Source organism: Streptomyces griseus subsp. griseus (assembly GCF_000720255.1).
In the GTDB taxonomy this organism is placed as follows: Bacteria; Actinomycetota; Actinomycetes; order Streptomycetales; family Streptomycetaceae; genus Streptomyces; species Streptomyces griseus_I.
In genome coordinates, this window is the sequence record NZ_JOJE01000029.1 from 31,398 (window position 1) to 56,754 (window position 25,357).

General features: G+C 71.8%; 19 protein-coding genes and 2 pseudogenes. 15 read left to right on the forward strand and 6 right to left on the reverse strand.

Annotated elements, in window-relative coordinates:
• Positions 1-260: 260 nt before the first annotated feature.
• A complete protein-coding gene (locus IG99_RS30710) occupies positions 261-1,271 on the reverse strand; it encodes a helix-turn-helix domain-containing protein (protein WP_037679648.1) in 1,011 nt (336 codons plus the stop codon).
• Between the two features lie 210 nt (positions 1,272-1,481).
• Positions 1,482-1,974 (reverse strand): annotated as a pseudogene (locus IG99_RS30715) (transposase); the annotation flags it as partial.
• Positions 1,975-2,184: 210 nt separating this feature from the next.
• Here IG99_RS30715 and IG99_RS30720 point away from each other — a divergent pair.
• The 3 genes from IG99_RS30720 (at position 2,185) to IG99_RS30730 (ending at position 7,223) form a co-directional block, all read left to right on the forward strand.
• Positions 2,185-2,553 (forward strand): bleomycin resistance protein, encoded by a 369-nt coding sequence (locus IG99_RS30720; protein WP_037679650.1) that lies wholly within the window; start codon positions 2,185-2,187, stop codon positions 2,551-2,553.
• Between the two features lie 283 nt (positions 2,554-2,836).
• Complete coding sequence (locus IG99_RS30725) at positions 2,837-4,057, forward strand: MFS transporter (RefSeq protein WP_037679652.1); 1,221 nt, start codon at positions 2,837-2,839, stop codon at positions 4,055-4,057.
• 223 nt (positions 4,058-4,280) lie between these two features.
• Positions 4,281-7,223 (forward strand): glycosyl hydrolase 115 family protein, encoded by a 2,943-nt coding sequence (locus tag IG99_RS30730; protein ID WP_037679767.1) that lies wholly within the window; start codon positions 4,281-4,283, stop codon positions 7,221-7,223.
• Between the two features lie 279 nt (positions 7,224-7,502).
• Here the strand turns inward: IG99_RS30730 and IG99_RS49095 are convergent, their stop codons facing one another.
• Positions 7,503-8,441: an RICIN domain-containing protein gene (locus IG99_RS49095; RefSeq protein WP_037679654.1), complete on the reverse strand. Its 939-nt coding sequence runs from the start codon at positions 8,439-8,441 to the stop codon at positions 7,503-7,505.
• A 361-nt stretch (positions 8,442-8,802) separates the two neighbouring features.
• Here IG99_RS49095 and IG99_RS30740 point away from each other — a divergent pair, with 361 nt between their 5' ends.
• The 5 genes from IG99_RS30740 (at position 8,803) to IG99_RS30760 (ending at position 15,513) form a co-directional block, all read left to right on the forward strand.
• Positions 8,803-9,873: a LacI family DNA-binding transcriptional regulator gene (locus tag IG99_RS30740; RefSeq protein WP_078948008.1), complete on the forward strand. Its 1,071-nt coding sequence runs from the start codon at positions 8,803-8,805 to the stop codon at positions 9,871-9,873.
• 309 nt (positions 9,874-10,182) lie between these two features.
• Positions 10,183-11,574 (forward strand): ABC transporter substrate-binding protein, encoded by a 1,392-nt coding sequence (locus IG99_RS30745; RefSeq protein WP_037679658.1) that lies wholly within the window; start codon positions 10,183-10,185, stop codon positions 11,572-11,574.
• A 1-nt stretch (position 11,575) separates the two neighbouring features.
• Positions 11,576-12,457, forward strand: a complete 882-nt coding sequence (locus IG99_RS30750; RefSeq protein WP_037679659.1) for a carbohydrate ABC transporter permease — start codon at positions 11,576-11,578, stop codon at positions 12,455-12,457.
• Complete coding sequence (locus tag IG99_RS30755; RefSeq protein ID WP_051866088.1) at positions 12,454-13,323, forward strand: carbohydrate ABC transporter permease; 870 nt, start codon at positions 12,454-12,456, stop codon at positions 13,321-13,323. Before IG99_RS30750 ends, IG99_RS30755 begins: the two co-directional genes overlap by 4 nt.
• Positions 13,324-13,371: 48 nt before the next feature.
• On the forward strand, positions 13,372-15,513 hold the full coding sequence (locus IG99_RS30760) for a beta-galactosidase (RefSeq protein WP_037679661.1): 2,142 nt from the start codon (positions 13,372-13,374) through the stop codon (positions 15,511-15,513).
• A gap of 165 nt (positions 15,514-15,678) precedes the next feature.
• Here the strand turns inward: IG99_RS30760 and IG99_RS30765 are convergent.
• The 3 genes and pseudogenes from IG99_RS30765 to IG99_RS30775 form a co-directional block, all read right to left on the reverse strand.
• Positions 15,679-17,081, reverse strand: a pseudogene (locus IG99_RS30765) (NAD(P)/FAD-dependent oxidoreductase).
• A gap of 106 nt (positions 17,082-17,187) precedes the next feature.
• Positions 17,188-17,424, reverse strand: a complete 237-nt coding sequence (locus IG99_RS30770) for a hypothetical protein (protein ID WP_037679771.1) — start codon at positions 17,422-17,424, stop codon at positions 17,188-17,190.
• Positions 17,425-17,532: 108 nt separating this feature from the next.
• A complete protein-coding gene (locus IG99_RS30775; RefSeq protein WP_037679662.1) occupies positions 17,533-19,035 on the reverse strand; it encodes an FG-GAP and VCBS repeat-containing protein in 1,503 nt (500 codons plus the stop codon).
• 357 nt (positions 19,036-19,392) lie between these two features.
• Between IG99_RS30775 and IG99_RS30780 the strand changes: the two genes are divergently transcribed.
• From IG99_RS30780 to IG99_RS30810, 7 genes are all read left to right on the forward strand, one after another.
• On the forward strand, positions 19,393-19,857 hold the full coding sequence (locus tag IG99_RS30780; RefSeq protein ID WP_037679664.1) for a hypothetical protein: 465 nt from the start codon (positions 19,393-19,395) through the stop codon (positions 19,855-19,857).
• Between the two features lie 189 nt (positions 19,858-20,046).
• A complete protein-coding gene (locus IG99_RS30785; RefSeq protein WP_037679665.1) occupies positions 20,047-21,498 on the forward strand; it encodes an ATP-binding protein in 1,452 nt (483 codons plus the stop codon).
• Positions 21,495-21,920 (forward strand): roadblock/LC7 domain-containing protein, encoded by a 426-nt coding sequence (locus tag IG99_RS30790; RefSeq protein ID WP_037679666.1) that lies wholly within the window; start codon positions 21,495-21,497, stop codon positions 21,918-21,920. Before IG99_RS30785 ends, IG99_RS30790 begins: the two co-directional genes overlap by 4 nt.
• Positions 21,917-22,279 (forward strand): DUF742 domain-containing protein, encoded by a 363-nt coding sequence (locus IG99_RS30795; RefSeq protein ID WP_037679668.1) that lies wholly within the window; start codon positions 21,917-21,919, stop codon positions 22,277-22,279. Before IG99_RS30790 ends, IG99_RS30795 begins: the two co-directional genes overlap by 4 nt.
• Complete coding sequence (locus IG99_RS30800) at positions 22,251-22,880, forward strand: GTP-binding protein (protein WP_037679671.1); 630 nt, start codon at positions 22,251-22,253, stop codon at positions 22,878-22,880. Before IG99_RS30795 ends, IG99_RS30800 begins: the two co-directional genes overlap by 29 nt.
• Positions 22,877-24,130: a cytochrome P450 family protein gene (locus IG99_RS30805; protein ID WP_037679673.1), complete on the forward strand. Its 1,254-nt coding sequence runs from the start codon at positions 22,877-22,879 to the stop codon at positions 24,128-24,130. The genes IG99_RS30800 and IG99_RS30805 overlap by 4 nt, the downstream gene beginning before the upstream one ends.
• Positions 24,127-25,353 carry a cytochrome P450 family protein gene (locus IG99_RS30810; RefSeq protein WP_037679675.1) on the forward strand — a complete coding sequence of 409 codons (1,227 nt, stop codon included), beginning with the start codon at positions 24,127-24,129 and terminating at the stop codon, positions 25,351-25,353. Before IG99_RS30805 ends, IG99_RS30810 begins: the two co-directional genes overlap by 4 nt.
• Positions 25,354-25,357 lie beyond the last annotated feature (4 nt).

Below are 25,357 nucleotides of genomic sequence, written 5' to 3' on the forward strand. Positions count from 1 at the left end.
TAACTTTCCTAATGTTTTTGAAACCGCTTGCCGCAGCTCCAAAAGGGGATGCGCGATCAGCCTCCGCTCAGAGACGAACGGAGGAGATTCATTTCCAGGCACGACTGGGAAAGGTCGGGACGGTCCTCGAAGTCCTACGCCGAAGCGGGCCAGGACTCCCCGGTGGTCCTGGCCCGCTTCCGGAACCGGTCGTACCGACCGGCGGCGCTGACAAGGATGCGCGCAAGATCGCCCCTATGTCATTGGCACACGGTCCACACCTACTTGGCTGAGAGTCCACGGTGTTGTCCGTGCGCCGCCTCCCCACCCCTCGACACCTGTGCGCGGACTTCGCTCGGCGGGATCCCGTACGCGCCGCGGAAGGCGCGGGTGAACTCCGGGGCGCGGGGGAAGCCCCAGCGGGCGGCGACGGCATGGATCGGCGTCGTGCGCAGGGCCGGGTCGGCGAGGTCGCGGCGGGCGTTCGCCAGGCGCCGGTCGCGGATGTACGAGGCGACCGTGACGCCCTCGTCCTGGAACAGACGGTAGAGGTAACTGCGTGAGATGTGGTGTGCGGCGGCGACGCGGGCGGGCGTGAGGTCCGGGTCGCCCAGGTGTCGGCCGATGAAAGTCTTGATGCGCAGGGTCAGCGTCCTCGCGCGGGTCTCCGGCGGCAGGTGGCGGTCGGCGTCCAGGGCGTGGGCGAAGGCCGCGGTGACGAGATCGGTGGCGACGGTGCCCAGCCGGGGTGCGTCCAGCGGCTGGTAGGGACGCGTGTCCGAGACCAGCTGCACGAGGAACTGCGCGAGCAGCGCGCCGACTCCCTCGCGGCCCGACAGCCGGCTTCCGATCACCCGGTCCGCACGGTGCGCGGGCAGCGCCACGAGGGCGCGCGGGACCTCGAGTCCGACGATGGTGACGGGATCGGAGCCGGTGAATATCTCCCACGACCTCGACGAGCAGTTGGTGTGGAAGTCGTTGATGCGGTACGCGGCCTGCTCTCTGCCCCAGCTGGCCGCTCCCTCGCCCTCCAGGAGGAGGGACAGATGATAGACCTCGGGGTCGGACTGGCGGACGAGCTTCGGCGTCCGGCGGAAGACCAAGGGGTCGAAGGTCGCCGGCCACACCGTCACGTCCCCGAGCCCGATCAGGCGCTGGTGGCCGTGGTAGTCCGCGCTGCGCTCACTGGCCAGCTGCATCGGAGCGTGCGTCCGCCCCATCCACTCCGTCCAGGCGTCGAACCGCTCGTCCACGGGAAGATCAAGGGTCCGCAACTCCGACTCGGGCAACACGGCCGTAGTCAACCACACGGGTCGCCGCGTCCATGGAGGGCAGGGGGCCCGGACTCGCCGGACGGAGTGAACACGCCCTGACCCGCCCCAAGTCGGTTCACTGATTCCTCATGCGGTCTGTCAAGCCGCGTGAGCACTGGGCGGGGTGAATGTGTAACACCGGCCATCGCGTAGGAGTGCCCAGCGGACGTTGACGCGGCGGCGGGCGAGGGCGAGGACGGCCTGGATCGGGACGCCTTGGCGTTTGCAGAGCCGGACGATCCGGTGGGTGCGGGCCGCGGTCAGGTCATGGGTCCGGCCCGGCAGGGCGGAGGAGATCCACAGCAGCGTCCGGCGGATCGGTGACCACCTTGACGTTCACGCCGTGGCGGCGGTGCTTGGTGGAGTAGTCCGCCCGGCCGTCGCCGAGGCGGTCGCATGCGGCGAGGGTGCCGTCGAGCAGGGTGAAGTCCGGGTCGGCTTCACGCGGGACCTTGAGCAGGCCAGGTGCCCGTGCCGTCGGCAGGTCCACCACGGTGTGGGTGTAGGCGTGGGCGGTGCCCACCGAGATGCCGAAGCCGGCGGCGATCTGCGCGAGGGCTTCATGCTTGCGCAGGTACACGAAGGCGACCAGCGCGCGCTGGTGCGGTGGAAGCTTGCAGCGGCGGTCACCCTCACGGGCGACGATGCGCACGGTGCCCCACTCAACCAGCGCGTGCGGCAGGTCGAGTGCGGCGGAGGGAAACCAAAGAGGCCCTGCGCCAACGGATTGAGACTTCGAACACCTCCCCCCAACGACTCTGGAGCCTCGTGCGTTGCGGGACCCGCCTGCGCTTCGCTCCCGGCGCCATTGCAGTCGTACTCCTGCTGAACTCTCAAGCCGGAGCGGAGGATCGCACCGTAAGCGATTTTCCCGCGTGCAACACTGCACGGCATGGCAGAAGTCGACTTCACAAGGGTTGCCCCCGTCGTCCCCGTCCGGAACCTGGATGCCGCCCTGGAGCGGTACCGTCGGCTGGGCTTCGCGGTGCGGGGCTACGAGGGGCCGGAGCGTTATGGGTTCGCCGAGCGGGGGTCGGTCTCGGTTCACCTCAGCGAGTGGTCCGAGCACGACCCTCAACGCACGGGCGCCGTCGTCTATGTGTACGTGAGTGATGCCGACGCCGTGTATGCCGAGTGGAAGGCCTCCGCCGTCGAGGGGCGCTTCGTCGAGCCGGCGGACCGACCCTACGGGCTACGGGAATTCACGTACGTCGACGCCGACGGCACGGCTCACCGTGTGGGATCGCCGTCGGCGGCTTGAGGCGCACACCGCGCTGTCGCGAGAAAAGCCCCACCCCGACTGTCCGGGGTGGGGCTTTGTCGAGCGCCGGGCAGGCCTTGCACCTGCATTTCCCCGCAGGAAGCGGGGCGTCTTTCCTTGGACCACCAACGCGTGGCAGATCTTGGGCCGTTCGGCGACCTGCTCAAGATCAACGGTAGCACATCGGCAGGGGTGGACGAGCCTCAGAGCAAATCTCTAGCTCTTGCAAGTAATATGCAACAGGCTGGGCAGCCCTTACTGGTCTCATGGACGCGGAGATGCCATGCCCCACCTGTTGCCGGACACCGGACCCCAACGCGTCCTCGTCGCCTCGAACTTCGTCTACACCGTCGGCAGTGGGCTCTATCTGACCGCGGGAGTGCTCTACTTCACCCAGGCGGCTCGTCTTCCGGCGGGGCAGGTCGGGTGGGGGCTGGGGATCGCGGGCGTCGTCTCGCTGGTCATGGGGATCACCGTCGGGCATCTCGCGGACAGGCGGGGCGCGCGGGGTGCGTACGTGGGCACGCTCGCCGTCCAGGCGGTGGCCACTGCCGGGTTCGTACTGGCGGACGGGTTCTGGCCGTTCGTGTTCGTGGTGTGCCTTGCCACCGGTGCGAAAGCGGCGGGACTGGCCGCGCGGTCTCCGCTCATCCGGTACTACGGCGGAGACCGCCCGCAAGAGTTCCGCGCCTACCTCCGTGCGGTGAGCAACGTCGGCATCTCCCTAGGTGCCGTCCTGGCGGGCTGGGTCGTCCAGGTGGGCACGCTCGGCGCGTATCAGCTCATGGTCGCGGGCAACGCGGTCGCCTTCACGGCCTCCGCGGCGGTCCTGGTGCTGCTTCCTCCGGTCGCCCCGGTCCCGGCAGCCGGCGGTCCGCGCTGGACCGCGTTGCGGGACCGGCCCTATCTGATGCTCACCGCACTCGACGGGGTCATGGCCATCCAGTTCAAGGTGCTCACCGTGGCCATCCCGCTCTGGCTGGTCGAGGCCACCACCGCCCCGCACTGGCTCATCTCCGGCACGATGCTCACGAGCACCGTCATCGTGGTGGCGTTCCAGGTGCGGGCCGGCCGCTCCGTCGACAGCCCCGCGGCCGGCGGGAACGCCTACCGGCGGGCGGGGGTGGCGTTCTTCGTGTCCTGTTCGCTCGTGTCGCTCGCCGCGGGGGTGCCGGCATGGGTCGCCGCGGCGCTGTTCATGGCGGCTGCGGTGGTCCACACGATCGGTGAACTATGGCACTCGGCCGCCGGGTTCGAGGTGTCCTTCGCCCTCTCCCCACCCCAAGCCACCGGCCAGTACCTGGGCGTGTTCGGGCTCGGCGCCGCGCTGGCCGAGGCGCTCGGGCCGGGGTTGCTCATCGCGCTCTGCATCACCTGGGGCCGGCCGGGCTGGTACGTCGTGGGGGCGCTGTTCGCCCTCACGGGCCTGGCGGCGCCGTTCGCCGTGCGGCAGGCGCAACGCCCCCGGGTCGCCGCTCAACAGGCGCTTCTCGAAGCCGCGTAGCGGAGCCGACGCTCCCGGGGTGTCCCTTGCGCACCTCTGGACTCGCCCGTCAGAGCTGCCCTAGGGTGCACCAGCAAGCGCTTTCTATCCTGACCCCGCCGACCCCTTCCCGGGTCCGGCCCGAGCCGCCGCGATCCGCGCGCGGAAAGGAAGCGTCCTCGTGCAGCGAAGCGAATCCCAGGGTCCCCCGCGGCCGTTCACCCGCAAGGCGTTCTTACGGGGGATGACGGCGGTGGGCGCGACCCCCCTCCTCCCGGCGGTGTTACCCGCGGCCGCGGCCCGCGCCGCGGCCGACGGCCGGCCCGACTTCCCCTTGGTCGAGGGCGGCGCCGCAGTCGAGGTGTACGTCGACGCGGCGGACGACCCCGCCGTGGTCCGTGCGGCCGGTGACCTCCAGGCGGACGTCGAGCGGGTCACCGGGGTCCGGCCGGTGCTGCGGCACACCCTGCCGGCGCGGGCCGCGCGACTGGTACTGGTGGGCACCCTCGGTTCGAGCCCCGTCATCGACCGGCTCGTCGCGCGGGGGCGCCTGGACGTCTCGCGGGTGAAGGGGCGCTGGGAGGCCTCGGTGACCCAGGTGGTCGACCGTCCGGCGCCCGGCGTGGACCGTGCCCTGGTGATCGCGGGCAGCGACCGGCGCGGCACCGTCTACGGCGTCTACGACACCTCCGAGCGCATCGGCGTCTCCCCCTGGTACTGGTGGGCCGACGTCCCGGTCGAGCGTCTCGAGACTCTTTCCGTGCCCTCGGCCACCTTCAAGCGGTACGAGCCGTCCGTCCGCTACCGGGGCATCTTCATCAACGACGAGCAGAACCTGACCACGTGGTCCCACCGCACCCAGGAGCCGGACAAGAACATCGGGCCGGAGACGTACAAGCGCGTCTTCGAGCTGCTGCTGCGCCTCAAGGCCAACTACCTGTGGCCCGCGATGCATCCGTACTCCGACTTCTTCAACAAGTACCGCGAGAACCCCGAACTCGCCGACCGCTACGGCATCGTCGTCGGCTCCAGCCACCCCGAGGCCCTGCTGCGCAACGGTGTCCACGAGTGGGCGCCCTGGGCCGAGGAGCACCGCGGAGCGGACGGCGGTCTGCCCGTGTACGACTACACGGTGAACCCCGGTGTCATCTCCGACTACTGGAGAGCACGGGCCCGCGAGAACGCCGCGTACGAGAGCAGTTGGACGATCGGCATGCGCGGGCTGCACGACAGCGCGCTGGAGACCAAGAACGCCACGACCATTCCCGAGAAGGTCGCGGTGATGAACGACATCATCGCCGACCAGCGCCGGATCCTCGCCGAGGAGGTCGGCACCAAGGCCGAGCCGCAGATCTTCATCCCGTACAAGGAGGTCCTGGAGCTGTACAACGCGGGCGTCCGGGTGCCCGAGGACATCACGCTGATCTGGCCGGACGACAACCACGGCAACATGCGCCAGCTGCCGAACGACGCGGAGCGCGCCCGCCCGGGCGGGAACGGCATCTACTACCACCTCTCCTACTGGGGCCGCCCCAAGAGCTACCTGTGGCTCGACACCACCCAGCCGGCCAAGGTCTGGCAGGAGCTGCGGCGGGTGTACGAGCATGGCGTGGACCGGATGTGGATCTTCAACGTGGGGGACGTCAAGTCGATCGAGACCGGTCTGTCCTTCTCCATGGACATGGCCTGGGACGTGGGCCGTTGGGGAGCGGACGGGGTCGAGGGCGCCCTCGCGGAGTGGTCGGGGCGTCAGTTCGGGCAGCGGCACGGCCGGGAGATCGCCGCGATCCGCACGGAGTACTACCGGCTCGCGGCGGAGAAGCGTCCGGAGTTCATCGACCGCGGGGTCTTCTCGCCGGTCCATCACGGGGACGAGGGCGGCCGTCGCACGGCCGCGTACGACCGGCTCCTCAGGCGCGCCAGGGCAGTGGGCGCCAAGCTGCCGGAGGCCTACCGGGACGCGTACTACGAGCTGGTCGAGTACCCGGTGCACGGCGCGTACCTGATGAACCTGAAGTACTACTGGGCGGACCGCAACGCGCTCGCGGTCCGGCAGGGGCGCGGTGCCGCGACCAACCGCTTCGCCGATCTCGCGGAGGCCGCCCACGCCGAGGAGGCGGCGATCACCAAGCGGTACAACACCGAGGTCGCGGGCGGGAAGTGGGACGGGATCGTCAATCCGTACCCGTCGCAGATCCCCAAGGCGCCCGGCCGTCCCACCGTCACCCGGGTCGCCCGGCGGGAGACCTCCGGTCTCGGAGTGGCGGCCGAGGGGAACGAGACCGGAGCGAGCCGGCCGCTGTCCTTCTCCTCCTACACCCGCGACCGGCGCTTCGTGGACGTCTTCAACACCGGCTTCCTCACGTTGGACTGGGCGGCGGAGGCGAGTCACCCCTGGGTGCGGCTGAGTTCGAGGGGCGGCTCCCTCACCGAGCAGACCCGGGTGTGGGTGGAGGTGGACTGGGAGCGGGTGCCGGAAGGCACACACGACGCCACGGTCACCGTCACCGGGGCCGGAGCCGAGCAGGACAGTGTCGAGCAGGGCAGCGTCGAGGTGCCGTTGCGGGTGGTGAACGACGGGGCGCGGGCGCGCGGACGGGCACGTGGGTTCGTCGAGGCCCACGGGTACGTCTCCATCGACGCCGTGCACACCGACCGGCGGGTGGCGCGCGGCGGAGCCCGCTGGCGGGTCGTGCGTGGTCTCGGCCGTCGTACGGGCGCGGTGGAGGCGGTGCCGTCCACGGCGGCACCGTTCGACGGTGATCCCGCCGTCCGGGCGCCGGAGTTGCGGTACCGGGTGCGCTTCAGCAGTACGGGGACGTTTCCCGTGACCGTCTTCCGGCTGCCGTCCCTCGATGAGCGCGGGCACCGGCGGGTGGCCGTCGCCCTCGACGACCAGCCGGTCACCGTGCTGTCCGGGCAGGCCGTCGCCACCGGCAACCGGGGTGACGCCTGGGCTCGCAACGTGGAGGACGGCGTGGAGCGGCTGACCGCCACCGTGACCGTCGCCGAACCCGGCGAGCACGTTCTGCGGGTGTTCATGGTCGACCCGGCCATCGCCGTCGACCAGATCGTCATCGACACCGGCGGGCTGCCCATGAGCTACCTGGCGCCGCCGGAGAGCTACCACCCGGTGTTCAACCCCGACCCGCTTTCCGGGGAGGCCTTGGAGGTGCCGGAACGGTAGTCGGAGGTACGGGCGACCGACAGCCGGCCGCGGCGCGCAGATGACGCCGCGGCCGGCTCCCCCTTTCCCCCGGATGCCGCGCGGCCGACTCACCCCCGCGGGGCCGGCCGTCGGCGCGACACGTGTCCCCGCCGATCCGGCACCACCGAGCCTGATGGGTGGTCGGTGGCCCGCCAAGGGGGCTGGACTGTCCCGGACAGCGGGCCGGTGTCCGGGCCGGTGGGAGGCCTGTCCGAAACTGCGGTCGGACAGGCGGACTCCGGTGGGCCCCGGTCCGCGTCAGTCCGCCCTGACGAAGAACCGTTGGTCGGCTGCGCCCGTGCAGCGTTCCTCGACCGCTTCGGCTCCCACGGCGGTGTCGTCGCCGGCGATGCCGACGCACCGGCCGCCGGTGGACGGCCGGAGCGAGTAGTCCCGGGCGCGCTCACCGCCGACGGGCGTCAGGCGGAACAGGGTGGCGTGGGCGCAGTCGTCCCGGGGTTCGAGCATGGCCCTGACCGGGCCGGAGCTCATGACCGTGAGACAGCCCTTCCCCAGTTCGGGATGGTGCCACTGGATGCGGTACAGGCCCTCGCCCGCCGGTTCGAGGTACGTGCGGGGCACGGTGGCCTGGGCGCAGGGGAGCTGGACGGCGACGGCGCTGTCGTAGGCGCCGGCGCGGTCGCGGCCGTCGGTCAGGCAGAGGTCGGGGGTGCGGGAGGGGCGGATGGTGACCCATCCGTCGGCGGGGGCCGAGGCGGTCGAAGTACGTGGGGCGCCGGCACCGGCGGAGTCGTCCTCGGGGTCGGAGCTGTCGGGGAGCAGCCCCCAGGCGGCCACGGCGAGCACCGGGATCAGGATGACGGCCGCGATCAACGCCGGGCGGAACCTCTTCGCCCGGGGACGCTCCGAGCCCGCTCCCCCGCTCTCTTCCGGCCCCTCCTCGGGCGGCGCGGCCGACTCGGCGGCGACGCGCTCTCGTACGGCGAGCCAGTCGTCGAGGTACCGCTCCTCCCCGCAGGCGCGGACGAAGGCGGCCACCACCTCGGGTCGGGGCAGACTGGCGCGCCGCAGGGCGTCGGCCAGCGTGCTGCGCGCCAGCACGTCACCGCTCCGGGCGGCCTGCACCTCCAACTCGCGGTACGTCAGCCCCGACCGTTGCTTGAGCCTCCGCATCGCCGCCACGAAACCGGCGGCGTCCACGGCTTCGTACGGCGGCGGCTCCCCCTGGCTTCCCATGTCTTTCATCGTGCGGTGGTCATGACACTGGGACAACGGCGGATCACGCCATCCGTCGCGCCCCGTCGTCCTGTCCGGGACAGGCCTGTCCGAGCGACTGACCAGCCCGGACAGCCTGTGTTCGGCCCGCTCGCCCCCGACGAGCCCGCCTCGGTCCCTCACCGGCGGGCTGACGCGCCTCGCCCCGGCGCAACAGGGCGGGCACGGGCTCCTGGGCCTGTACGGCCCCAGCCGTTATCTCCCGGAGTCTTGACGGACACCGCATGACTGCGTAGACATGACAGCGCAGACATGACTGCGCTGTCAGACGGAAGAGTCTGACATGATGGGCGCTCGACACATGTGGCCGCGGGAGAACACCATGACGCGAGGAACAGGACGGGGCGGAGGCTCCGCCGCACCGCGCAGTGTGGACGTGGCCCGGCTGGCGGGCGTCTCCCAGAAGACGGTCTCCAGGGTCTTCAACGACGAGCCGTACGTCTCCGCCGACGTGCGCCGGCGCGTCCTCGAAGCGGCCGAACAACTCGGCTACCGGCGGAACAACGCGGCCCGCGCGCTGGCCTCCGGACGCACCCGCTCCATCGGCGTGGTGACGCTGGGGACCGCCCTGTACGGTCCCGCGTCGCTGCTGATGGGTCTCGAGCGGGTCGTGCGGGACACCGGGTACGCGCTGCGCGTGGTCAACACGATGGAGGGCGACCCGGCGGGCATCGCCGGGGCCGTCGACTCGCTCCTCGACCAGGGCGTGGACGGCATCGTCATCTCCGAGCCGATCGACGAGGATGCGGACGGCGGCGGAAGCTCCGTAGGGGTCGACGTGCCGGTCCTGGTCCTCGGCGCGCCGCCGCCGGTCGACGCTCCCACGGTGCTGGCCGCGGGCGGGGGCGCCGACGTGATGGCGCGGGTCGCCGTGGAACACCTCCTGGACCTGGGACACGCAACGGTCCATCATCTCGCGGGACCCCAGCGGTGGTACGCCGCCAAGGACCGCCTGGAGGGCTGGCGTTCGGCACTCGTCGCGCACGGAAGACCCGTGCCGCGGGTGGTCGAGGGCGACTGGTCGGCCTCCTCCGGGCACGCGGCAGGGCGCGAGCTGGCGTCCGACGACAGCCTGACCTCGGTGTTCGTCGCCAACGACGACATGGCGATCGGCCTGATCCGCGCACTGGCGGAAGCCGGTCTGCGCGTACCGGAGGACGTCAGCGTGGTCGGCTTCGACGACGTACCGGTCGCCGCGTTTGTGACTCCTCCCCTGACCACGGTGCGTCAGCCCTTCGACTCCGTGGCGCAGGAGGGGCTGAAGCGTCTCGTGCACGCCATCGAGAACCCGGGGGCGGATCCCCTGCCGGCGACCGACCCACCGGTCGACCTCGTCGTACGGGCGTCGACCGCTCCGCCGCCCTCGAAGGGAGGTGCCTCGACACGCTCCTGAGCAGTACGTCACAGCAGGGCTCGGGCCGGACACGCGGCCCGGCGTCGAGCCGCCCCACTGGCCCCTGCTGACTTCCGCCCCTGCCGCGCCGCGCCCCCGCCGCTTCGGACGATCCCGTGACACCGGCGAGCGCGCCCTCTCCTCCCCCTTTGCCCGCGGCCCCGAGCCGAACGGCCGCGGCGCCCGGCCCGGACCCGTCGACGCCTTCCGTCGTCACGTCCCGCCACTGCTCCCCCAGCTTCCTCCATCCCTGTTCGCGCACGCCTTCGCCGGGCGTGCCGTCACCTCTGCGATCGGCGGTAGTTCACCATGCCCTCAACCGGATCCTTCCCCAGCTCCTCCTCCCTGAGCCGCCGGCTCTTCCTCACCACTACGGGCGCCCTGTCGCTCGGCGCCGCCCTGACCGCGTGCGGCGGCGGCGACTCGGGCGGCTCCTCCACCTCCGCCAAGCCGGTCAGCCAGGCCGACGTCGACAAGGCGATGAAGACGCCGACCGAGCTGACGTTCTGGACCTGGGTGCCGAACATCCAGCAGGAGATCGCGCTCTTCGAGAAGAAGTACCCCGCCATCAAGGTCAAGGCCGTCAACGCCGGCCAGGGAACACCCCAGTACACGAAGCTGCGTACGGCGCTGAAGGCGGGCAGCGGCGCCCCCGACATGGTGCAGATCGAGTACCAGGCCATCCCCACCTTCACCATCACCAACAGCCTGCTGGACCTGCGGCCGTACGGCGCCTCGGCGCTCAAGTCCACCTTCGTCGACTGGACCTGGGGCCAGGTCAGCGGCAGCAACGGTGAGGTCTGGGCGATACCGCAGGACACCGGCCCGATGGGCATGCTCTACCGCAAGGACATCTTCGACAAGCACGGGATCGAGGTCCCCAAGACCTGGGACGAGTTCGCCGCCGCCGCGCGCAAGCTGCACAAGGCCGACCCGGACGTCTACCTCACCAACCTCGCCGCCAACCAGGTCGCCGCCTGGCACGGCCTGTTGTGGCAGGCGGGTGCCAAGCCCTACGCCACCAGCGGCAAGAGCGACATCACCATCAGCGTCGACGACGCGGTCTCCCGGAAACTCGGCGCCTTCTGGGGCGGGCTGGCCAAGGAGGGGGTCATCGGGGTCGAGGCGGACTTCACCGACTCCTGGTACGCGGCGCTGAACAAGGGCAAGTACGCCACCTGGCTGACGGCGGCCTGGGGGCCGGTGTTCCTGTCCGGTTCCGCCAAGGCGACCGCGGGCAAGTGGCGGGCGGCCCCGCTGCCGCAGTGGGACGCGGCCAAGCCGAGCTCCGGCAACTGGGGCGGCTCCACGACCGCGGTCATCCGGTCCACCAAGAACCCCATCGCGGCGGCCGAGTTCGCGAAGTTCCTCAACAGCGACCCGGCGAGCGCGAAGATGTTCGCGACCGAGCAGTTCTTCTTCCCCGCGACGAAGGCGCTGCTCACGGACGCCGACTTCGTCGGGGACGCGCCTGCATTCTACGGCGGACAGAAGGTCAACCAGCTCTTCGCCGACATCAGCTCCACGGTCAACTCCTCGTTCCAGTGGCCGCCGTTCCTGGATCAGGCGGCCACCGACTGGACGGAGACCGTCGGCAAGTCCCTCGCGGACCACACCGACACCGTGCGCGCCCTCGGCACCTGGCAGTCGCGGCTCACGACGTACGCCAAGGACCAGGGCTTCACGGTCAAGGGGAGCTGAGATGGCCTCGTCCGTGAGGGCGCGTCGGGCGGCGGGGCCGCTGTTCGTCGCGCCGTTCCTGGTGCTGTTCCTGCTGCTCTTCCTCGCCCCGCTCGGCTACGCCGCCTACCTCAGTCTGTTCCAGCAACGCCTCATCGGCGGAACGGTCTTCGTCGGCCTCGACAACTACGTCAAGGCCCTCCAGGACCCGTTGCTGCTGCACGGCGTCGGCCGGGTCGCGCTGTTCTTCGTGATCCAGGTCCCGCTGATGCTGGCGCTGGCGCTGCTGTTCGCCCTCGCGCTGGACAGCGGTCTGCTGCGGCTGGCGCGGGTGATCCGGCTGGGCATCTTCGTCCCGTACGCCGTGCCGAGCGTGGTCGCCGCGCTGATGTGGGGTTATCTGTACGGACCGGACTTCGGGCCGTTCGCCCAACTCAGCCGGATGCTGGACCTGCCGGCCCCGCACTTCCTGAGCGAGGGCTGGATGCTGGGCAGCCTGGCGAACATCGTGACCTGGGAGTTCGTCGGCTACAACATGATCATCCTGTACGCCGCCCTGCGCACCATCCCGCAGGAGCTGTACGAGGCGGCCGCGATGGACGGCGCCGGCGCCTGGCGGATCGCCTGGTCGGTCAAGCTGCCGGCCCTGCGTCCCGCTCTGCTGCTCACCCTGCTGTTCTCCGTCATCGGCAGCTTCCAGCTGTTCAACGAGCCGAAGCTGCTGATGAACATCGCCCCGGACGTCATCAGCAGCTCCTACACCGCCAACCTGTACGGCTACTCCCTCGCGTTCACCGGCCAGCAGGTCAATTACGCGGCCACGGTGTCCTTCCTGCTGGGTCTCGTCATCGTGATCGCCTCCTACGCCGTCCTGCTCACCGCGAACCGCAGGAGGACCCCGTGACCTCCCTCCCGTCCTCCCGCCGCCGCAGCACCCCGCTGACGATCGCCATGCTGGCGGCCCTCGCCTACTTCCTGTTGCCGTTGTTCTGGCTGGTGGTCGCCTCGACCAAGAGCACCGAGGACCTGTTCAACAGCTTCGGCCTGTGGTTCTCGCACACTCCGCGGCTGCTGACGAACATCAAGGAGACGTTCACCCAGGACGACGGCGTCTTCCTGCACTGGCTGCTCAACACCGCCGTGTACGCGGTGGTGAGCGCGGTGGGCGCGGCGCTGCTCGCGGCCGCCGGCGGGTACGGCTTCGCCAAGTTCCGCTTCCGCGGCGACCGTCTCGCCTTCAACCTGGTCCTCGGCGCCGTGATGGTCCCCACCACCGCGCTGGCGATCCCGACCTATCTGCTCTTCGCGAAGGCGGGTCTGGTCAACACCCCCTGGGCGGTGATCCTGCCCTCGCTGGTGAACCCCTTCGGCCTGTACCTGATGCGCGTCTACGCCCAGGACGCGGTGCCCGACAGCCTCTTGGAGGCCGCTCGCATCGACGGTGCCGGGGAGGCCCGGATCTTCTTCCGGATCGCTCTCAGGCTGCTCGGTCCCGGTCTGGTGACGGTGCTGCTCTTCACGCTGGTGGCGACCTGGAACAACTACTTCCTGCCGCTGATCATGCTCAACGACCCGAACCTGTACCCGATCACGGTCGGCCTGGCGTCCTGGGCGGCGCAGGCGCAGAACGGCGGGGCCGGCTCCAGCAGCGACATGCTCGCCCTGGTCGTGACCGGCTCTTTGCTCTCGATCGTGCCGCTGGTCGTGGCCTTCCTGCTGCTCCAGCGCTACTGGCAGAGCGGCCTGGCGGCCGGCGGCGTCAAGCAGTAGGGCACGCGCACCTCGCACCACTCCCCCACTTCCCCGGAGGTTTCCTTCATGGCGGCTCTGCCTGCCCGCGTCCTCTTCGGCGCCGCGTACTACCACGAGTATCAGCCGTACGAACGACTCAAGGACGACCTGGACCTGATGGCCGGGGCCGGGTTCTCGGTGATCCGGGTCGGCGAGTCGGTGTGGTCGACCTGGGAACCGGACAACGGCCGGTTCGACCTCGACTGGCTCCAGCCGGTCCTCGACGGCGCCCACGAGCGCGGCATCTCCGTGATGCTCGGCACGCCGACGTACGCCGTGCCGCCGTGGCTGGCCCGGCAGTACCCGGAGATCACCGGCGAGTACGCCACCGGGCGGCGCCACGGCTGGGGCGCCCGTCAGGAGGTCGACTTCACGCACCCTGCCTTCCGCTTCCACGCCGAACGGGTCATCCGGAAGATCGTCGCCCGCTACGCCGACCACCCGGCGGTCATCGGCTTCCAGGTCGACAACGAGCCGGGCCTGCACCTCCTCCACAACCACGGCGTCTTCCAGCGCTTCGTGGACCACCTGCGCGAGAAGTACGGCGACGTCGAGACCCTCAACCGCGAGTGGGGCCTCGTCTACTGGTCGCACCGCCTGTCCACCTGGGCCGACCTGTGGACCCCGGACGGAAACGCGCAGCCGCAGTACGACGTGGCCTGGCGCGCGTTCCAGGCCCGTCAGGTCACCGAGTTCATCGGCTGGCAGGCGGACATCGTGCGTGAGTACGCCCACCCCGAGCAGTTCGTCACCACGTGCATCTCCTACACCCGTCAGGCGGTCGAGGACGACGAGATGACGGACCGTCTCGACGTCGCCACGGGCAACCCGTACTACGACATGCAGGACGGTCTGGCGCTGCCCGACCCCACGCCCGACGACCACGAGCAGGTGTGGAAGACCACCGGGGTGTGGGCGCTGTACCAGACCGCCGACTGGATGTTCTCCTCCCGCCAGTCGCCGTTCCTGGTCACCGAGACCAACGCGTCCTCCATCGGTTTCCCCTGGGACAACCGGCCGGCCTACGACGGGCAGTGGCGTCAGGCGGCGTGGGCGCTCGTCGCCCGCGGGGCCCGGATGATCGAGTACTGGCACTGGCACACACTTCACTTCGGCGCCGAGACGTACTGGGGCGGGATCCTTCCGCACAGCGGCCGTCCCGGTCGCGTCTACGCCGAACTCGCCCGGCTGGGCGCCGAGTTCGAGGCAGCCGGTTCGCTCGTCGCCGGGCTCGAACCGGACGCCGACATCACGATGGTCTACTCGACGCCGAGCAAGTGGCTGATGCAGAAGTATCCGCCGCTGTCCACGCCGGACGGCGAACCCGACCCGGCCGCCTACCACCGCATCTTCGACCCCTTCTACCGGGGCGCCTTCGACGCCGGCCGCCAGGTCCGCATCGTCCACGCCCGCCAGCTCCACGACCCGAGCGGTGAACGCCCCGGTATGACCCCCGAGGAGGCGGCCCGCCGGCATCCCGTCCTCGTCGTCCCGGCCCTGTACGTCGTGGACGACACGACGCTCGACTGGTTCGCCACCTACGCCCACGCGGGCGGCCACCTGGTGCTCGGCCCGCGCACCGGCTACGCCGACCAGGAGGCCCGCGCCCGGCACGAGCCGGCTCCGGGGCGCCTGACCAGGGCGGCGGGCGTCAGCTACGAGGAGTTCAGCAACCTGCTGCGGGACGTCCCGGTGCGGCCGGCCCCCGGCGGTGGGATCGACCTGCCCGAGGGCGCCACGGCGACCCACTGGGCGGACGGCCTGACCGTCACGGACGCCGAAGTGCTCGTCGGTTACGACCACCCGCACTTCGGCCGCTGGCCCGCCGTCACCACCCGCGGCCACGGCGCGGGCCGCGTCACGTACGTCGGCACGGTGCCCGGCCGTGACCTCGCCCGGGCGCTGGCCGGATGGCTCGCCCCGTCCGCCCGCCACGCCTGGGGCGATCTCCCGGCGTCCGTCACCGCGACGACCGGGACCTCGCCCGACGGACCCCGGGTGCACGTCGTCCACAACTGGAGCTGGCAGCCCGTCCGGGTCGAGGCCCCGGTGGACCTGTCCGACACCTTGGCCGGTACGTCGGTCGCGGCGGGTGCGGTGGTGGAGCTCGGCCCCTGGGACGTACGGGTGTTCACGAGCACGCCGACCGGGACGACGGAGCCCCGGTGACCTGGCGAGAACGACGAGGGCCCGGTGATCAGGGCGCAGGACCGGCCTGTACGGCCGCGGTCGCCACACTGACCGCGCTCGTCCTGGCGCTCGGTACGTGAGCAGGGCCGACGGGGATTTCCGCCCGCCCTGCGCTCCGTGCGCGGGTGCTCAGCGCGTCGCGCTCTAGCGTTCGGCCTCCGTCAGTGGTGGGCCCTGGAGGTGCGGTTTCTTCGGGCCGAAGAGCATCGGGAGGAGCATGTCGGGCGAGGAGAGGCGGATCGGCGGCTTCTCCAGGCTCATCACGTCGAGGAGGGCGCCGAGCGCGCGAGGACTGCGGGCGCCGGTGGCGACGGGACGGTCGACGAAGCGGGCCAGGAAGCGGTCCGCCGTGGTGGGCGGGGTGTCGGTGGCGCCGGGGTAGGAGGCGTCCTGGCCCACCGCCAGGTCCCAGACGACGGCGACAGGGCGGGACACGGCGCGTTGCAGGCGGCGGGCGGTGCCCGGGGCGGTGAGGTCCGTGGCGCGCAGGGTCTCGCGGACGATGACGGCGCTCCGGGCGGCGACGGTGAGTCCGTGCCCGTGGACGGGGTTGTAGCCGGCCACGGCGTCGCCGAGGACGAGGAGGCCGTCCGGCCACTGCCGGAGTTTCTCGTAGGAGCGGCGGCGGTTGGCGGTGGCGTGGGTGGTGGCGATGTCCCCGATCGGCGTCGCGTCCTTGAGGAGTTCACCGATGACGGGGTCGCCGAGGCTCAGGGTGAAGTCGACGAAGGCGTTCGGGTCGGCGGTGGGTTCGCAGCCGCGGCTGCCCGTGAGGGTGACGATCCAGCGGTCCCCTTCGACGGGCAGGATGATGCCGCCACGGCCGGGCGCCTTGGCGGGGTTGGCCTGCACGTTCACCAGCGGGAAGGCGCCGTCGCCGGTCGTGCCGGGGGGCGTGGAAGAGGCGAGTGGCGTAGGTGACGCCGGCGTCGACCTCGCGTTCGGCGGGCTCGGGCAGCCCGAGGTCCACAAGCCACCGCGGGGTGCGGGAGCCGCGGCCGGAGGCGTCGACGGCCAGGTCGGCGGTGAGGGTGGGTTCCTCGTCGCCGGTGCGCACGCGCACGCCGGTGACGCGGCCGGCACCGCCCTCCAGGGCGAGCGCGGTGGTGTTCTGGCGCACGGTGATGCGTGGGTCGGCCAGGGCGCGTCGGCGCAGGACGTGGTCGAGCAGGTCGCGCGAGCACACCAGGTTGCGGTGGTGCGTGGCGGTGAACCGGCGGAACCAGATCTCGTCGGGTGCGCGGGAGACCAGGTCGCCCATGATGTGGACCAGACGGCCGCCCTCGGCGAGGACCTCGTCGACGACGCCGGGCAGCAGGTCGTCGAAGGCCCTCACTCCTCCGCTCCACACCATGTGGGCGTGGCGGGCCTGGGGAACGCCGGCGGCGGGGTGGGGGGCCGTCCGGGAGGGTGTCCTGTTCGATGACGGTGACGTCGGCGAAGGCGGTGAGCGCGGTGGCGGCGAAGAGGCCCGCGGCGCTCGCGCCGATGACGACTGCGGTGGGCCGGAGGCCAAGTGCACTGTCAAGCGTCGGTGTTGACGTTATCGGGCCGACTGCCGGCCGCTCCCGTCCGGCGGGCGACGGCCGGATGCGGAAGGGCCCGAACGCCGTGTCTCCACGGTGTCCGGGCCCTCGGAGGGGCGGCTCGGTGTCAGCCGCCGTCGAGGCGGGAGCGAAGAAGTCCCTTGCCCAGTTCGGCACCCTTGCGGCTGTCGGCCTGGGCCTTGCGGAACAGGTCCGCGACCTCGGTGTCCTTCTCGCGTTCGGCGTCCTGGATGTAGCTCTCCAGGCGCAGCGCGTTGCTCAGGCACGCCTCCACGTACCAGATCAGGTTGTAGTCCTTGTCCTGCGTGCCGGTGACGCCGCCGGTCTCCGTTCCACTGGTCATGCGGACCTCCTCCGTCGGTTCGCGGTCTGTCGGCGCGGGACGGGTACCCGTCCCGAACCGGGCCACACGGGGAGAATCCGGTACGTCACGGGCCTACGGGCGGCCGTCTCACTCGTCGATGGCCGAGCCGTAGCGGGAGCCCACCACGGGCGCGCCCAGTGATCCGGCGCCGAACGACCACGAGCCGCTCGCCAGCAGGCCCGACGGTCCGGCGGGCAGGAACCAGGCCACTCCGTCGCCGGCGTTCTCGACGGGCGCGGCGGCGACCAGCTCGGCCCGGCCGTCCGCGTCGGTGTCCACCAGCCGGACCTGGGCGCCCCAGGAGTCCTCGGCCTCGGCGGTGCCGGGGATGTTCGCGGTGTTCTGGTCGAAGGACTGGCTGCCGGTCGCGGTCAGACCCCCGGCGGCCCCGCGCAGCAGCCACACCGCGCCGGCGTCGGCCTCGTTGCCCAGGTCCTTGCCGGGTGCGCCGACGGCCACGTCGGCGTAACCGTCGCCGTTGACGTCGGCCACGGACACGTCGGCGCCCCACGCGTCGCCGTGCCTGCCCACGCCCGGGACGCCCGCGGAGTTCTGGGTCCACCACTGCGCCGCGCCCTCCTCGCCCACAGGGCCGTCCTCACCGCCGTAGTACACGCCGATGAGTCCGCCGGTAAGGCCCTCGGCCTCGTCGTCGGGGCTGCTGACCTGACCGACCACGAGGTCGTCGTAGCCGTCCTTGTCGATGTCGCCGGAGGCGCTGGCGGTGCCGCCGCGCAGGTCACGGAGGTGGGTGAAGCTCGCGCCGCCTGCATAGACGGCCGACCATCCCTGGGCGTAGGTGTCCGCCTGGCTGAAGCCGGAGACGACGAGGTCCGCGAAGCCGTCCTTGTCGTAGTCGCCGGTGGTCAGGCCGGCAGGCTGGATGCGGTGGCCCTCGGGGTGCTGGGGCAGGGCGAGGCGGGCCGTGCGGGTGAGCCTGCCCTGGCGCAGGGTGAAGACCTGGGCCCCGTCTTCGTCGAGTACGGCGATGTCGTCGTTCGGGGTCGCCGAGGAGAAGCGGGCGGCGGCGACGGCCGCGCCGAAGCGGGCGCCGGAGGTGGGGGTGGGGGCGGTGAAGGAACCGGCGCGGGTGCCGAGGCCCTGCGCGGAGCCGTACAGGACGGTTACCCGGCCGGCGCCGGCCACGGTGCCCTCGGCCTCACCGGGAGCGCCGATGATCGCGTCGTCGTAGCCGTCGCCGTCGATGTCACCGGAGGCGACCGCGTGTCCGAAGCCGTCCCAGGCCTCGGAGGTGCCGGGGACGCCGGGCGTGGACTGGCTGAAGACGGCGGTGCGGCCCTTGGGGGTGCTGGTGTTGGTGCCGATGCCGTTCGGGGCGCCGTACTGCACGGTGACGTATCCGGCGCCCGCCTTCCCGTCGACTCTGCCTTCGGGCGCGCCGATGAGGACGTCGGCGTAGCCGTCGCCGTTGAAGTCGTTGTTGCGGTCGGCGGCGCCGGTGCCGCCGGGGACGCCCGCGTAGGAGGCCGGGGCGGCCAGGACGGCGGCTCCGGTCAGCAGCAGGAACAAGGCTGCCGTGACGGCGGCGGAAGTACCGGTGCGGCGGATCGTGCGCGGTGTGCGGGACATGCCTGTTTCCCCCAGGGGTGACGAGTGGTCGTGGTCGTGCCGGCGTTTGCGGTCGAGTGCGGGCTGCGTGCCGGATCCAACTGGAATCCGCCCGTACTTCGCCGACGCCTGGTTCGACACGGGACGACCCGGAGGAGTTGTGGTGCCCCCGGGGGCTGTGACAGGTCGGTGACAGCCGTTGCCGGAGGCGGACATTCAGCCCACGTCCCGGAGTAGGCGCTGCCGAGGTCAGCGCCGGCAAGCCGCTGCGAAGCGCCAGGGTGCGCCACCCCTTCCCTGCCGTGGAGATATCCACGAGCATGCATATGCCGGATCGACCTGCCGGGCGGGCCGAGCGGAGGGCACACGGAGCCGGACATGAGCGATGAGGCGTGGAGGCGTGGTGTGGAGTGGCTGGCGGCCGCCGCGCCGGACCCGCGGGCCTGCAAGCGGGACTGGGACCGGGGTGACGGAGTCGCGCTGCTGGAGGCGGGCCGGTACTGGGACCTGCTGAGCGTCCCCGAGCGGCTGGGCCTGCTCGCCCTGGACCTGCTGTGGCAGACGTCGTCTCCCTTGCCGGGACCGACCCTGGTGGACACCGCGGCGGAGCGGGTGGGGTTCTTCCTGCCGCCGGACCCGGGCAGTGAGTGGGTCGGGGCGGGACTGCGGCACGCCGGCAAGGGGGCGTGGGTCGCCGTTCCCCCGCCGTACCGGCCGGGCCGCTTCCTGGAGTGGCTGATCCCGCCCGACGGGAGCGGTGCGCTGTACCCGCCCGTCATCCTGGAGGCCGCGCTGCGCCGGGCCAACGGCACGCTCGCGGTGCTGGCGCCGCTGGTCGACTAGCACCAACTCGATGAACCCGTACGGCAATTCAGACAGTTGACGCAGAAACGAAGAGAGGCCGGTCACTTTCGACGGCGAAGTATCACTCGACCGTGCGAGAACGATCAATGACGGTGTGTACTGTGCTGCGAACGCCCCACTCGGGGAGCCCGGACCCCGCCCTGCCCGACCTCTGATGGAACCGCTTCGATGATCGAATTACCGGACCTGGCCGTCGGCGTCCTCGCCGCCGGCACCCTGTCCGCGCTCGCCCTCGGCGGCGGCCTGATGCGGCTGCGGCGCCAACGGGCCAGACAGCGCACCGAGATCACCGCGTTGCGTGCCCAGGTCGACGGTCTGGTCCAGGCGTTCACCGCCGAGGTGGAGCACCTCGCGGAGCGGCGCGTGCCCGCCGCCGCCCGCCAACTGGCGCACCCGCACGTCGTGGTGCCGGGCCCGCTGCGACCGCAGACCACCGGGACGCCGCTCGGTCACGCCCTCGACCTCGTGCTGCGGGGGCTGCGCGCCGAACTGCTCGCCCAGCACACCCGCGTCGACGCGGCCGCCCAGGCCGGGCTGCGCGGCGCCACCCGCGAGATCCAGGCGGCGCTGTACCGGCTCCAGGACGCCCTGCGGAGTCTGCAGCAGCGCTACGACGATCCCGAGTTGGCGCAGACGCTGTTCCAGCTGGACCACGAGAACGAGCAGTCGCTGCGGCGCGCCCAGGTGACCGCCGTGGTGTGCGGGGCCTGGGTCGGGCTCGCCCGGGAGGAGTCCCACCTGGTGGACGCGGTGACGGGAGGTCAGGCGCGGCTCGCGGGCTACCACCGGGTGACGGTCCACAACCATCTGGAGCCGGGCACCGCCCTCGTCTCGCACGCCGTCGAACCGGTCGCCATCATCGTCGCCGAGCTCCTGGACAACGCCCTTCGGCACTCCGCTCCGGAGACCGAGGTCACAGTCGGTCTCGAACACGTCCACCACGGCGTGTGCGTCACCGTCGACGACGCCGGTCTGGGCATGACGCAGGACGAACGGGCGCGCGCCCAGCGGCTGGTGGCCGGCGGTGACCCGATCCTGCTCACCGAACTCGGCGACCCGCCGCGCATGGGGCTGGCCGCGGTCGGCCGGCTGACCCGGCAGTTCGACCTGAGCGTGGACGTCTCCTCGCCCTCCCCCTACGGCGGAGTGCGGGCGGTGCTGCGTGTCGACAGCCATCTGCTCAGCCGTATCGACCCGGTCGAGAAGCCGCCCGCGGCGAGCGCCCCGCGCACCACCCGACGCGCCGCGCCGGAGGACCCGGGCGCGTCGGTGCCGGCTCCGTCGCCGACGGCTCCTGCGCCGACGGCTGCTTCGGCGGCTGCTCCAGCAGCGTCCGCCCACGGCTACGGCAGTGAGCGGGACGACCCCGCCGCCCCGGCCGCGTCGGGGCACCACGATCCGGGGGACACCGGCGGTCTGCCGCAGCGGCGCCGCCGCAGCCGGGTGACCGCCCGGCAGGAGACCGCGCCGGCCGGCCCGGCGCGGCGGCCCGAGGAGGCCGCGGCGGCGCTCGGCGCGCTGCAGGCCGGCACCGCGGCGGCCCGCGCCGCGGCCGCGGAGGGCACCGACCGGTGGCCCGACGAGACCGAACCGACCGACCACGAAGGGGGAGCGGCATGACCAGCCGCGACTTGAGCGACACGGCCTGGGTGCTGGAACCGATCCTTCAGGTGCCGCACGTCGTCGCCGCCGTCCTGCTGACCAAGGACGGGCTCGTGACGGGGTACACCGACGCGCTGACCCAGCCGTCGGCCGAGCGGGTCGCCGCGATCACCAGCACGGTGCAGGGGGCCTGTCGTACGGCGGCTGCCGCGTTCGCCGACCGGGACCGGGCCGAGGTCCGGCAGGTCGTCATCGAGTCGGACCACGGGTACGTGCTGATCGTGCCGACCGACCACGGCACCTGCGTGGCCGCGTACGGAGACGGCGAGGTGCGTCTGGACCTGCTCGCGCACCGGGTTCACTCGCAGGTGGCGCGGCTGGGCGAGAAGGCGATGGCCGCCGCGCCCCGGGAGGCCGACGGCGACGACAGCCCGGTATGACCGGCCGCCCGGGCGGCCGTCCCCTGGTCCCCGCGTACCTGTCCACCGCGGGTGTGGCCCAGCACCGTGGGGTGCGGCTGGACCGGCTCTCGGTGCTGAACCGCAGCGGCGAGGACGTGCCCGCGGGGCTGCCCGCCGCCCAGCTCGCCCTGCTGGAGGCGCTGGAGGGCGGTTCGCTGACGGTCGTGGAGGCGGCGGCGCTGCTGCGGCTGCCGGTCTCCGCGGTGCGCGTGCTCGCCGCCGACCTCGCCGAGAAGGACCTCGTCCGTGCCCGTGCGCCGATCCCGCCCGCCGCACGGTTCGACCCCGACCTGCTGAAGAGAGTGGCCGATGGCCTCCGCGACCTCAAGCGTTCCTAGCGCCTCCGTCCCCGGCCCGGACGCCCCGCACCTGCCCGACACCGCCCGCGACCTCGTCAAGATCCTGATCACGGGCCCCTTCGGGGTGGGCAAGACGACCCTGATCGACTCCGTCTCCGAGATCCGGCCGCTGCACACCGAGGAGCGGCTCACCGAGGCGTCCGCGCAGGTGGACGACCTCGAGGGGGTGCGGGAGAAGACGACGACCACCGTCGCCATCGACTTCGGCCGGATCAGCCTGCCCCACGGCATCGTGCTCTACCTGTTCGGCACCCCCGGGCAGGAGCGGTTCCGTCCGCTGTGGGACGACATCGCCTACGGGGCCCTCGGCGCGCTGGTGCTGGTCGACAGCCGCCGCGTCGACGCGTCGTTCGACGTCCTGGGGCTTGTGGAGGAGAGCGGACTGCCGTACGCCGTCGCCTTCAACGTGTTCCCGGACGCGCCGCGCCAGCACAGCGAGGAGCAGTTGCGCCGCGCGCTGGACCTGGAGGCGGGGACGCCGATGGTGGCCTGCGACGCGCGGGAGCGGAACTCGTCCGTGGACGCGCTGCTCGCGCTGGTCCAGCACCTGATCGACCGCGACCGTCCGGAGAGCCGGTGACCACACCTTCCCCCACGAGCCCCACCCCCGCGCAGGAGGCCTTCTCCCGCTCCGTGCCCGTACGGCTGTGGGAGGACGGCTTCGCGCTCGACCCGTACCGCTACTACGCCGCACTGCGCGCCCAGGGACCGATCGGCTGGGCGGAGCTGGCGCCGGGTGTCCCGGCGTACGTCGTCACGGACCGGCGGGCCGCGCTGGACCTGCTGCACGACACCGAGACGTTCTCGCACGACCCGCGGCCCTGGGAGGCGACCGTCGCCGACGACGCGCCGGTCCTCGGCATGATGCGGTGGCGGCCCAACGCCCTGTTCTCCGACGGCGCCGCCCACCTGCGCTACCGCACCACGCTCATCGACGTCTTCGACCTGGTGGAGCCGCACGACCTGCGCGCCCGGGTGCACCGGGCGGTGAACCTGCTCGTCGGCCGGGTCGGGCCGAAGGGCGAGGCCGATCTGGTCGGGGAGTTCGCGCGGCCCCTGATGGCGCTGGTCTTCAACGACCTGTTCGGAATGCCGGACAGCGACGGGGACCGGCTCGACGAGGGCCTGGGCACGATGATGGAGGGCGGTCCACGGGCCGCCGAGGGCGAGGCGCAGTACGCGGGGTACGTGCTGGACCTCATCGCGGCCAAGGCCGAGCGCCCCGGCGACGACCTGCCGAGCCGGCTCCTGGAGCATCCCGCCGGGCTGACCGTGGAGGAGGTCACCTGGCAGGTGTTCCTCACCCTGGGCGCCGGGTACGAGCCGACCGCCAACCTGCTGTCGAACGCGCTGTCGCGGATCCTGGGCAACCCGGCCTTCTACTCCACCCTCACCAGCGGCGCCCGCCCCGTCATGGACGCGGTGGTGGAGGTGCTGCACCACGAGACCCCGCTGGCGAACTACGGCATCTACTACGCCCGCAGGCCCGTCGCCTTCCACGACGTGTGGATCCGGGACGCGGTGCCGGTGGTCGTCTCCTACGGCGCCCTCGGGCACTTCGCCGAGCAGGAGCACGGCGCGGCCCGGCATCCGGGCGACGCCTCGCACCTGTCCTGGGGCGCGGGCCCGCACGCCTGCCCGGTGAAGCAGCACACGCTGCTCATCGTCACCGAAGCCATCGAGCGGCTCACCCAGTGGCTGCCCGACCTGGAGCCCACACTGCCCCGCGACCGCCTGAGCTGGCGGCCCGGCCCCTTCCACCGCTCCCTCACCGCGCTGCCCGTGCGGTTCCGCCCCCGCTCCCCCGACCAGCCAGGAGAACCGACGTGACCGTGACCGACCGCATCGCGCTCGACCCGTTCGGCGCCGACATCCCCGGCGAGAGCGCCCGGCTGCGCTCCCTCGGCCCGATCGTCCCCGTCGAGTTGCCCGGCGGCATCCCCGCCTGGGCGCCCACCGGCTACGACACGCTCAAGGAGCTGATCCTCGATCCGAGGGTCAGCAAGGACCCCCGGCTGCACTGGAACCTGTGGGAGGAAGTCCAACAACGTCCGTCCTGGGCCTGGATCCTGGGCTGGGTCGGCGTGGTCAACATGCTGTCGACGTACGGCCCCGACCACACCCGGCTGCGCAAGCTGGTCGCGCCGAGCTTCACCCACCGGCGCACCGAGGCGCTGCGCACCCGGGTGGAGGGGGTCACGAAGGATCTGCTCGACACGCTGACGGCCGCCGACGACGGGGTGGTCGACCTGAAGGAGGGCTTCGCGCATCCGCTGCCCATGCGGATCATCTGCGAACTGTTCGGGGTGCCCGAGGAGTTGCGGGAGGTCACGGGACGCCTCATCGCGGCCATCATGGACACCTCCGACCCGAGCCCCGAGCACGCCGCCTTCGTGCAGGAGCAGATCGGCACGGTTCTCGGCGCGCTCATCGCCCACAAGGTGGAGCACCCGGGCGACGACATGACGACCGAGCTGATCCGGGTGCGCGACGAGGACGGCGACCGGCTCAGCGACGAGGAGTTGCTGTACACGCTGCTGCTGGTCATCGGGGCGGGCTTCGAGACGACCGTGAACCTGATCGGCAACGCGGTGGTGGCGCTGCTGCGGCACCCGGAGCAGCTGGCGGCCGTGCGGAGCGGGGAGATCGGCTGGGACGCGGTCATCGACGAGACGCTGCGGGTGCACCCGTCCATCGCCTCGCTGCCGCTGCGGTTCGCCGTCGGCGAGCTCACCGTCGGCGACGTCACCGTCCCGGCCGGGGACGCGATCATCACGACGTACGCGGCCGCCGGTCTGGATCCGGCGCACTACGGGCCGGACGCGGACGCCTTCGACGCCGGGCGCGGGGCCGAGGACCATCTGGCGTTCGGGATCGGGGTGCACCGCTGCATCGGCGCGCCGCTGGCCCGCATGGAGGCACTGACCGCGCTGCCCGCCCTCTTCGACCGCTTTCCCGGGCTTGAACTCGCCGTTCCCGGGCAGGAGCTGAGGCAGGTGCCGTCCTTCATCGCGTTCGGCTGGCAGGAGGTGCCGGTCCGGCTGCGGGGATGACGTC

Bases quoted from the DNA above. Each gene is read 5' to 3' on its own strand.
- IG99_RS30720 (WP_037679650.1), top strand. From the start codon at position 2,185: ATGGCAGAAGTCGACTTCACAAGGGTTGCCCCCGTCGTCCCCGTCCGG.
- IG99_RS30725 (WP_037679652.1), top strand. From the start codon at position 2,837: ATGCCCCACCTGTTGCCGGACACCGGACCCCAACGCGTCCTCGTCGCC.
- IG99_RS30730 (WP_037679767.1), top strand. From the start codon at position 4,281: ATGACGGCGGTGGGCGCGACCCCCCTCCTCCCGGCGGTGTTACCCGCG.
- IG99_RS49095 (WP_037679654.1), bottom strand. From the start codon at position 8,441: ATGGGAAGCCAGGGGGAGCCGCCGCCGTACGAAGCCGTGGACGCCGCC.
- IG99_RS30740 (WP_078948008.1), top strand. From the start codon at position 8,803: ATGACGCGAGGAACAGGACGGGGCGGAGGCTCCGCCGCACCGCGCAGT.
- IG99_RS30745 (WP_037679658.1), top strand. From the start codon at position 10,183: ATGCCCTCAACCGGATCCTTCCCCAGCTCCTCCTCCCTGAGCCGCCGG.
- IG99_RS30750 (WP_037679659.1), top strand. From the start codon at position 11,576: ATGGCCTCGTCCGTGAGGGCGCGTCGGGCGGCGGGGCCGCTGTTCGTC.
- IG99_RS30760 (WP_037679661.1), top strand. From the start codon at position 13,372: ATGGCGGCTCTGCCTGCCCGCGTCCTCTTCGGCGCCGCGTACTACCAC.
- IG99_RS30770 (WP_037679771.1), bottom strand. From the start codon at position 17,424: ATGACCAGTGGAACGGAGACCGGCGGCGTCACCGGCACGCAGGACAAG.
- IG99_RS30775 (WP_037679662.1), bottom strand. From the start codon at position 19,035: ATGTCCCGCACACCGCGCACGATCCGCCGCACCGGTACTTCCGCCGCC.
- IG99_RS30780 (WP_037679664.1), top strand. From the start codon at position 19,393: ATGAGCGATGAGGCGTGGAGGCGTGGTGTGGAGTGGCTGGCGGCCGCC.
- IG99_RS30785 (WP_037679665.1), top strand. From the start codon at position 20,047: ATGATCGAATTACCGGACCTGGCCGTCGGCGTCCTCGCCGCCGGCACC.
- IG99_RS30790 (WP_037679666.1), top strand. From the start codon at position 21,495: ATGACCAGCCGCGACTTGAGCGACACGGCCTGGGTGCTGGAACCGATC.
- IG99_RS30795 (WP_037679668.1), top strand. From the start codon at position 21,917: ATGACCGGCCGCCCGGGCGGCCGTCCCCTGGTCCCCGCGTACCTGTCC.
- IG99_RS30800 (WP_037679671.1), top strand. From the start codon at position 22,251: ATGGCCTCCGCGACCTCAAGCGTTCCTAGCGCCTCCGTCCCCGGCCCG.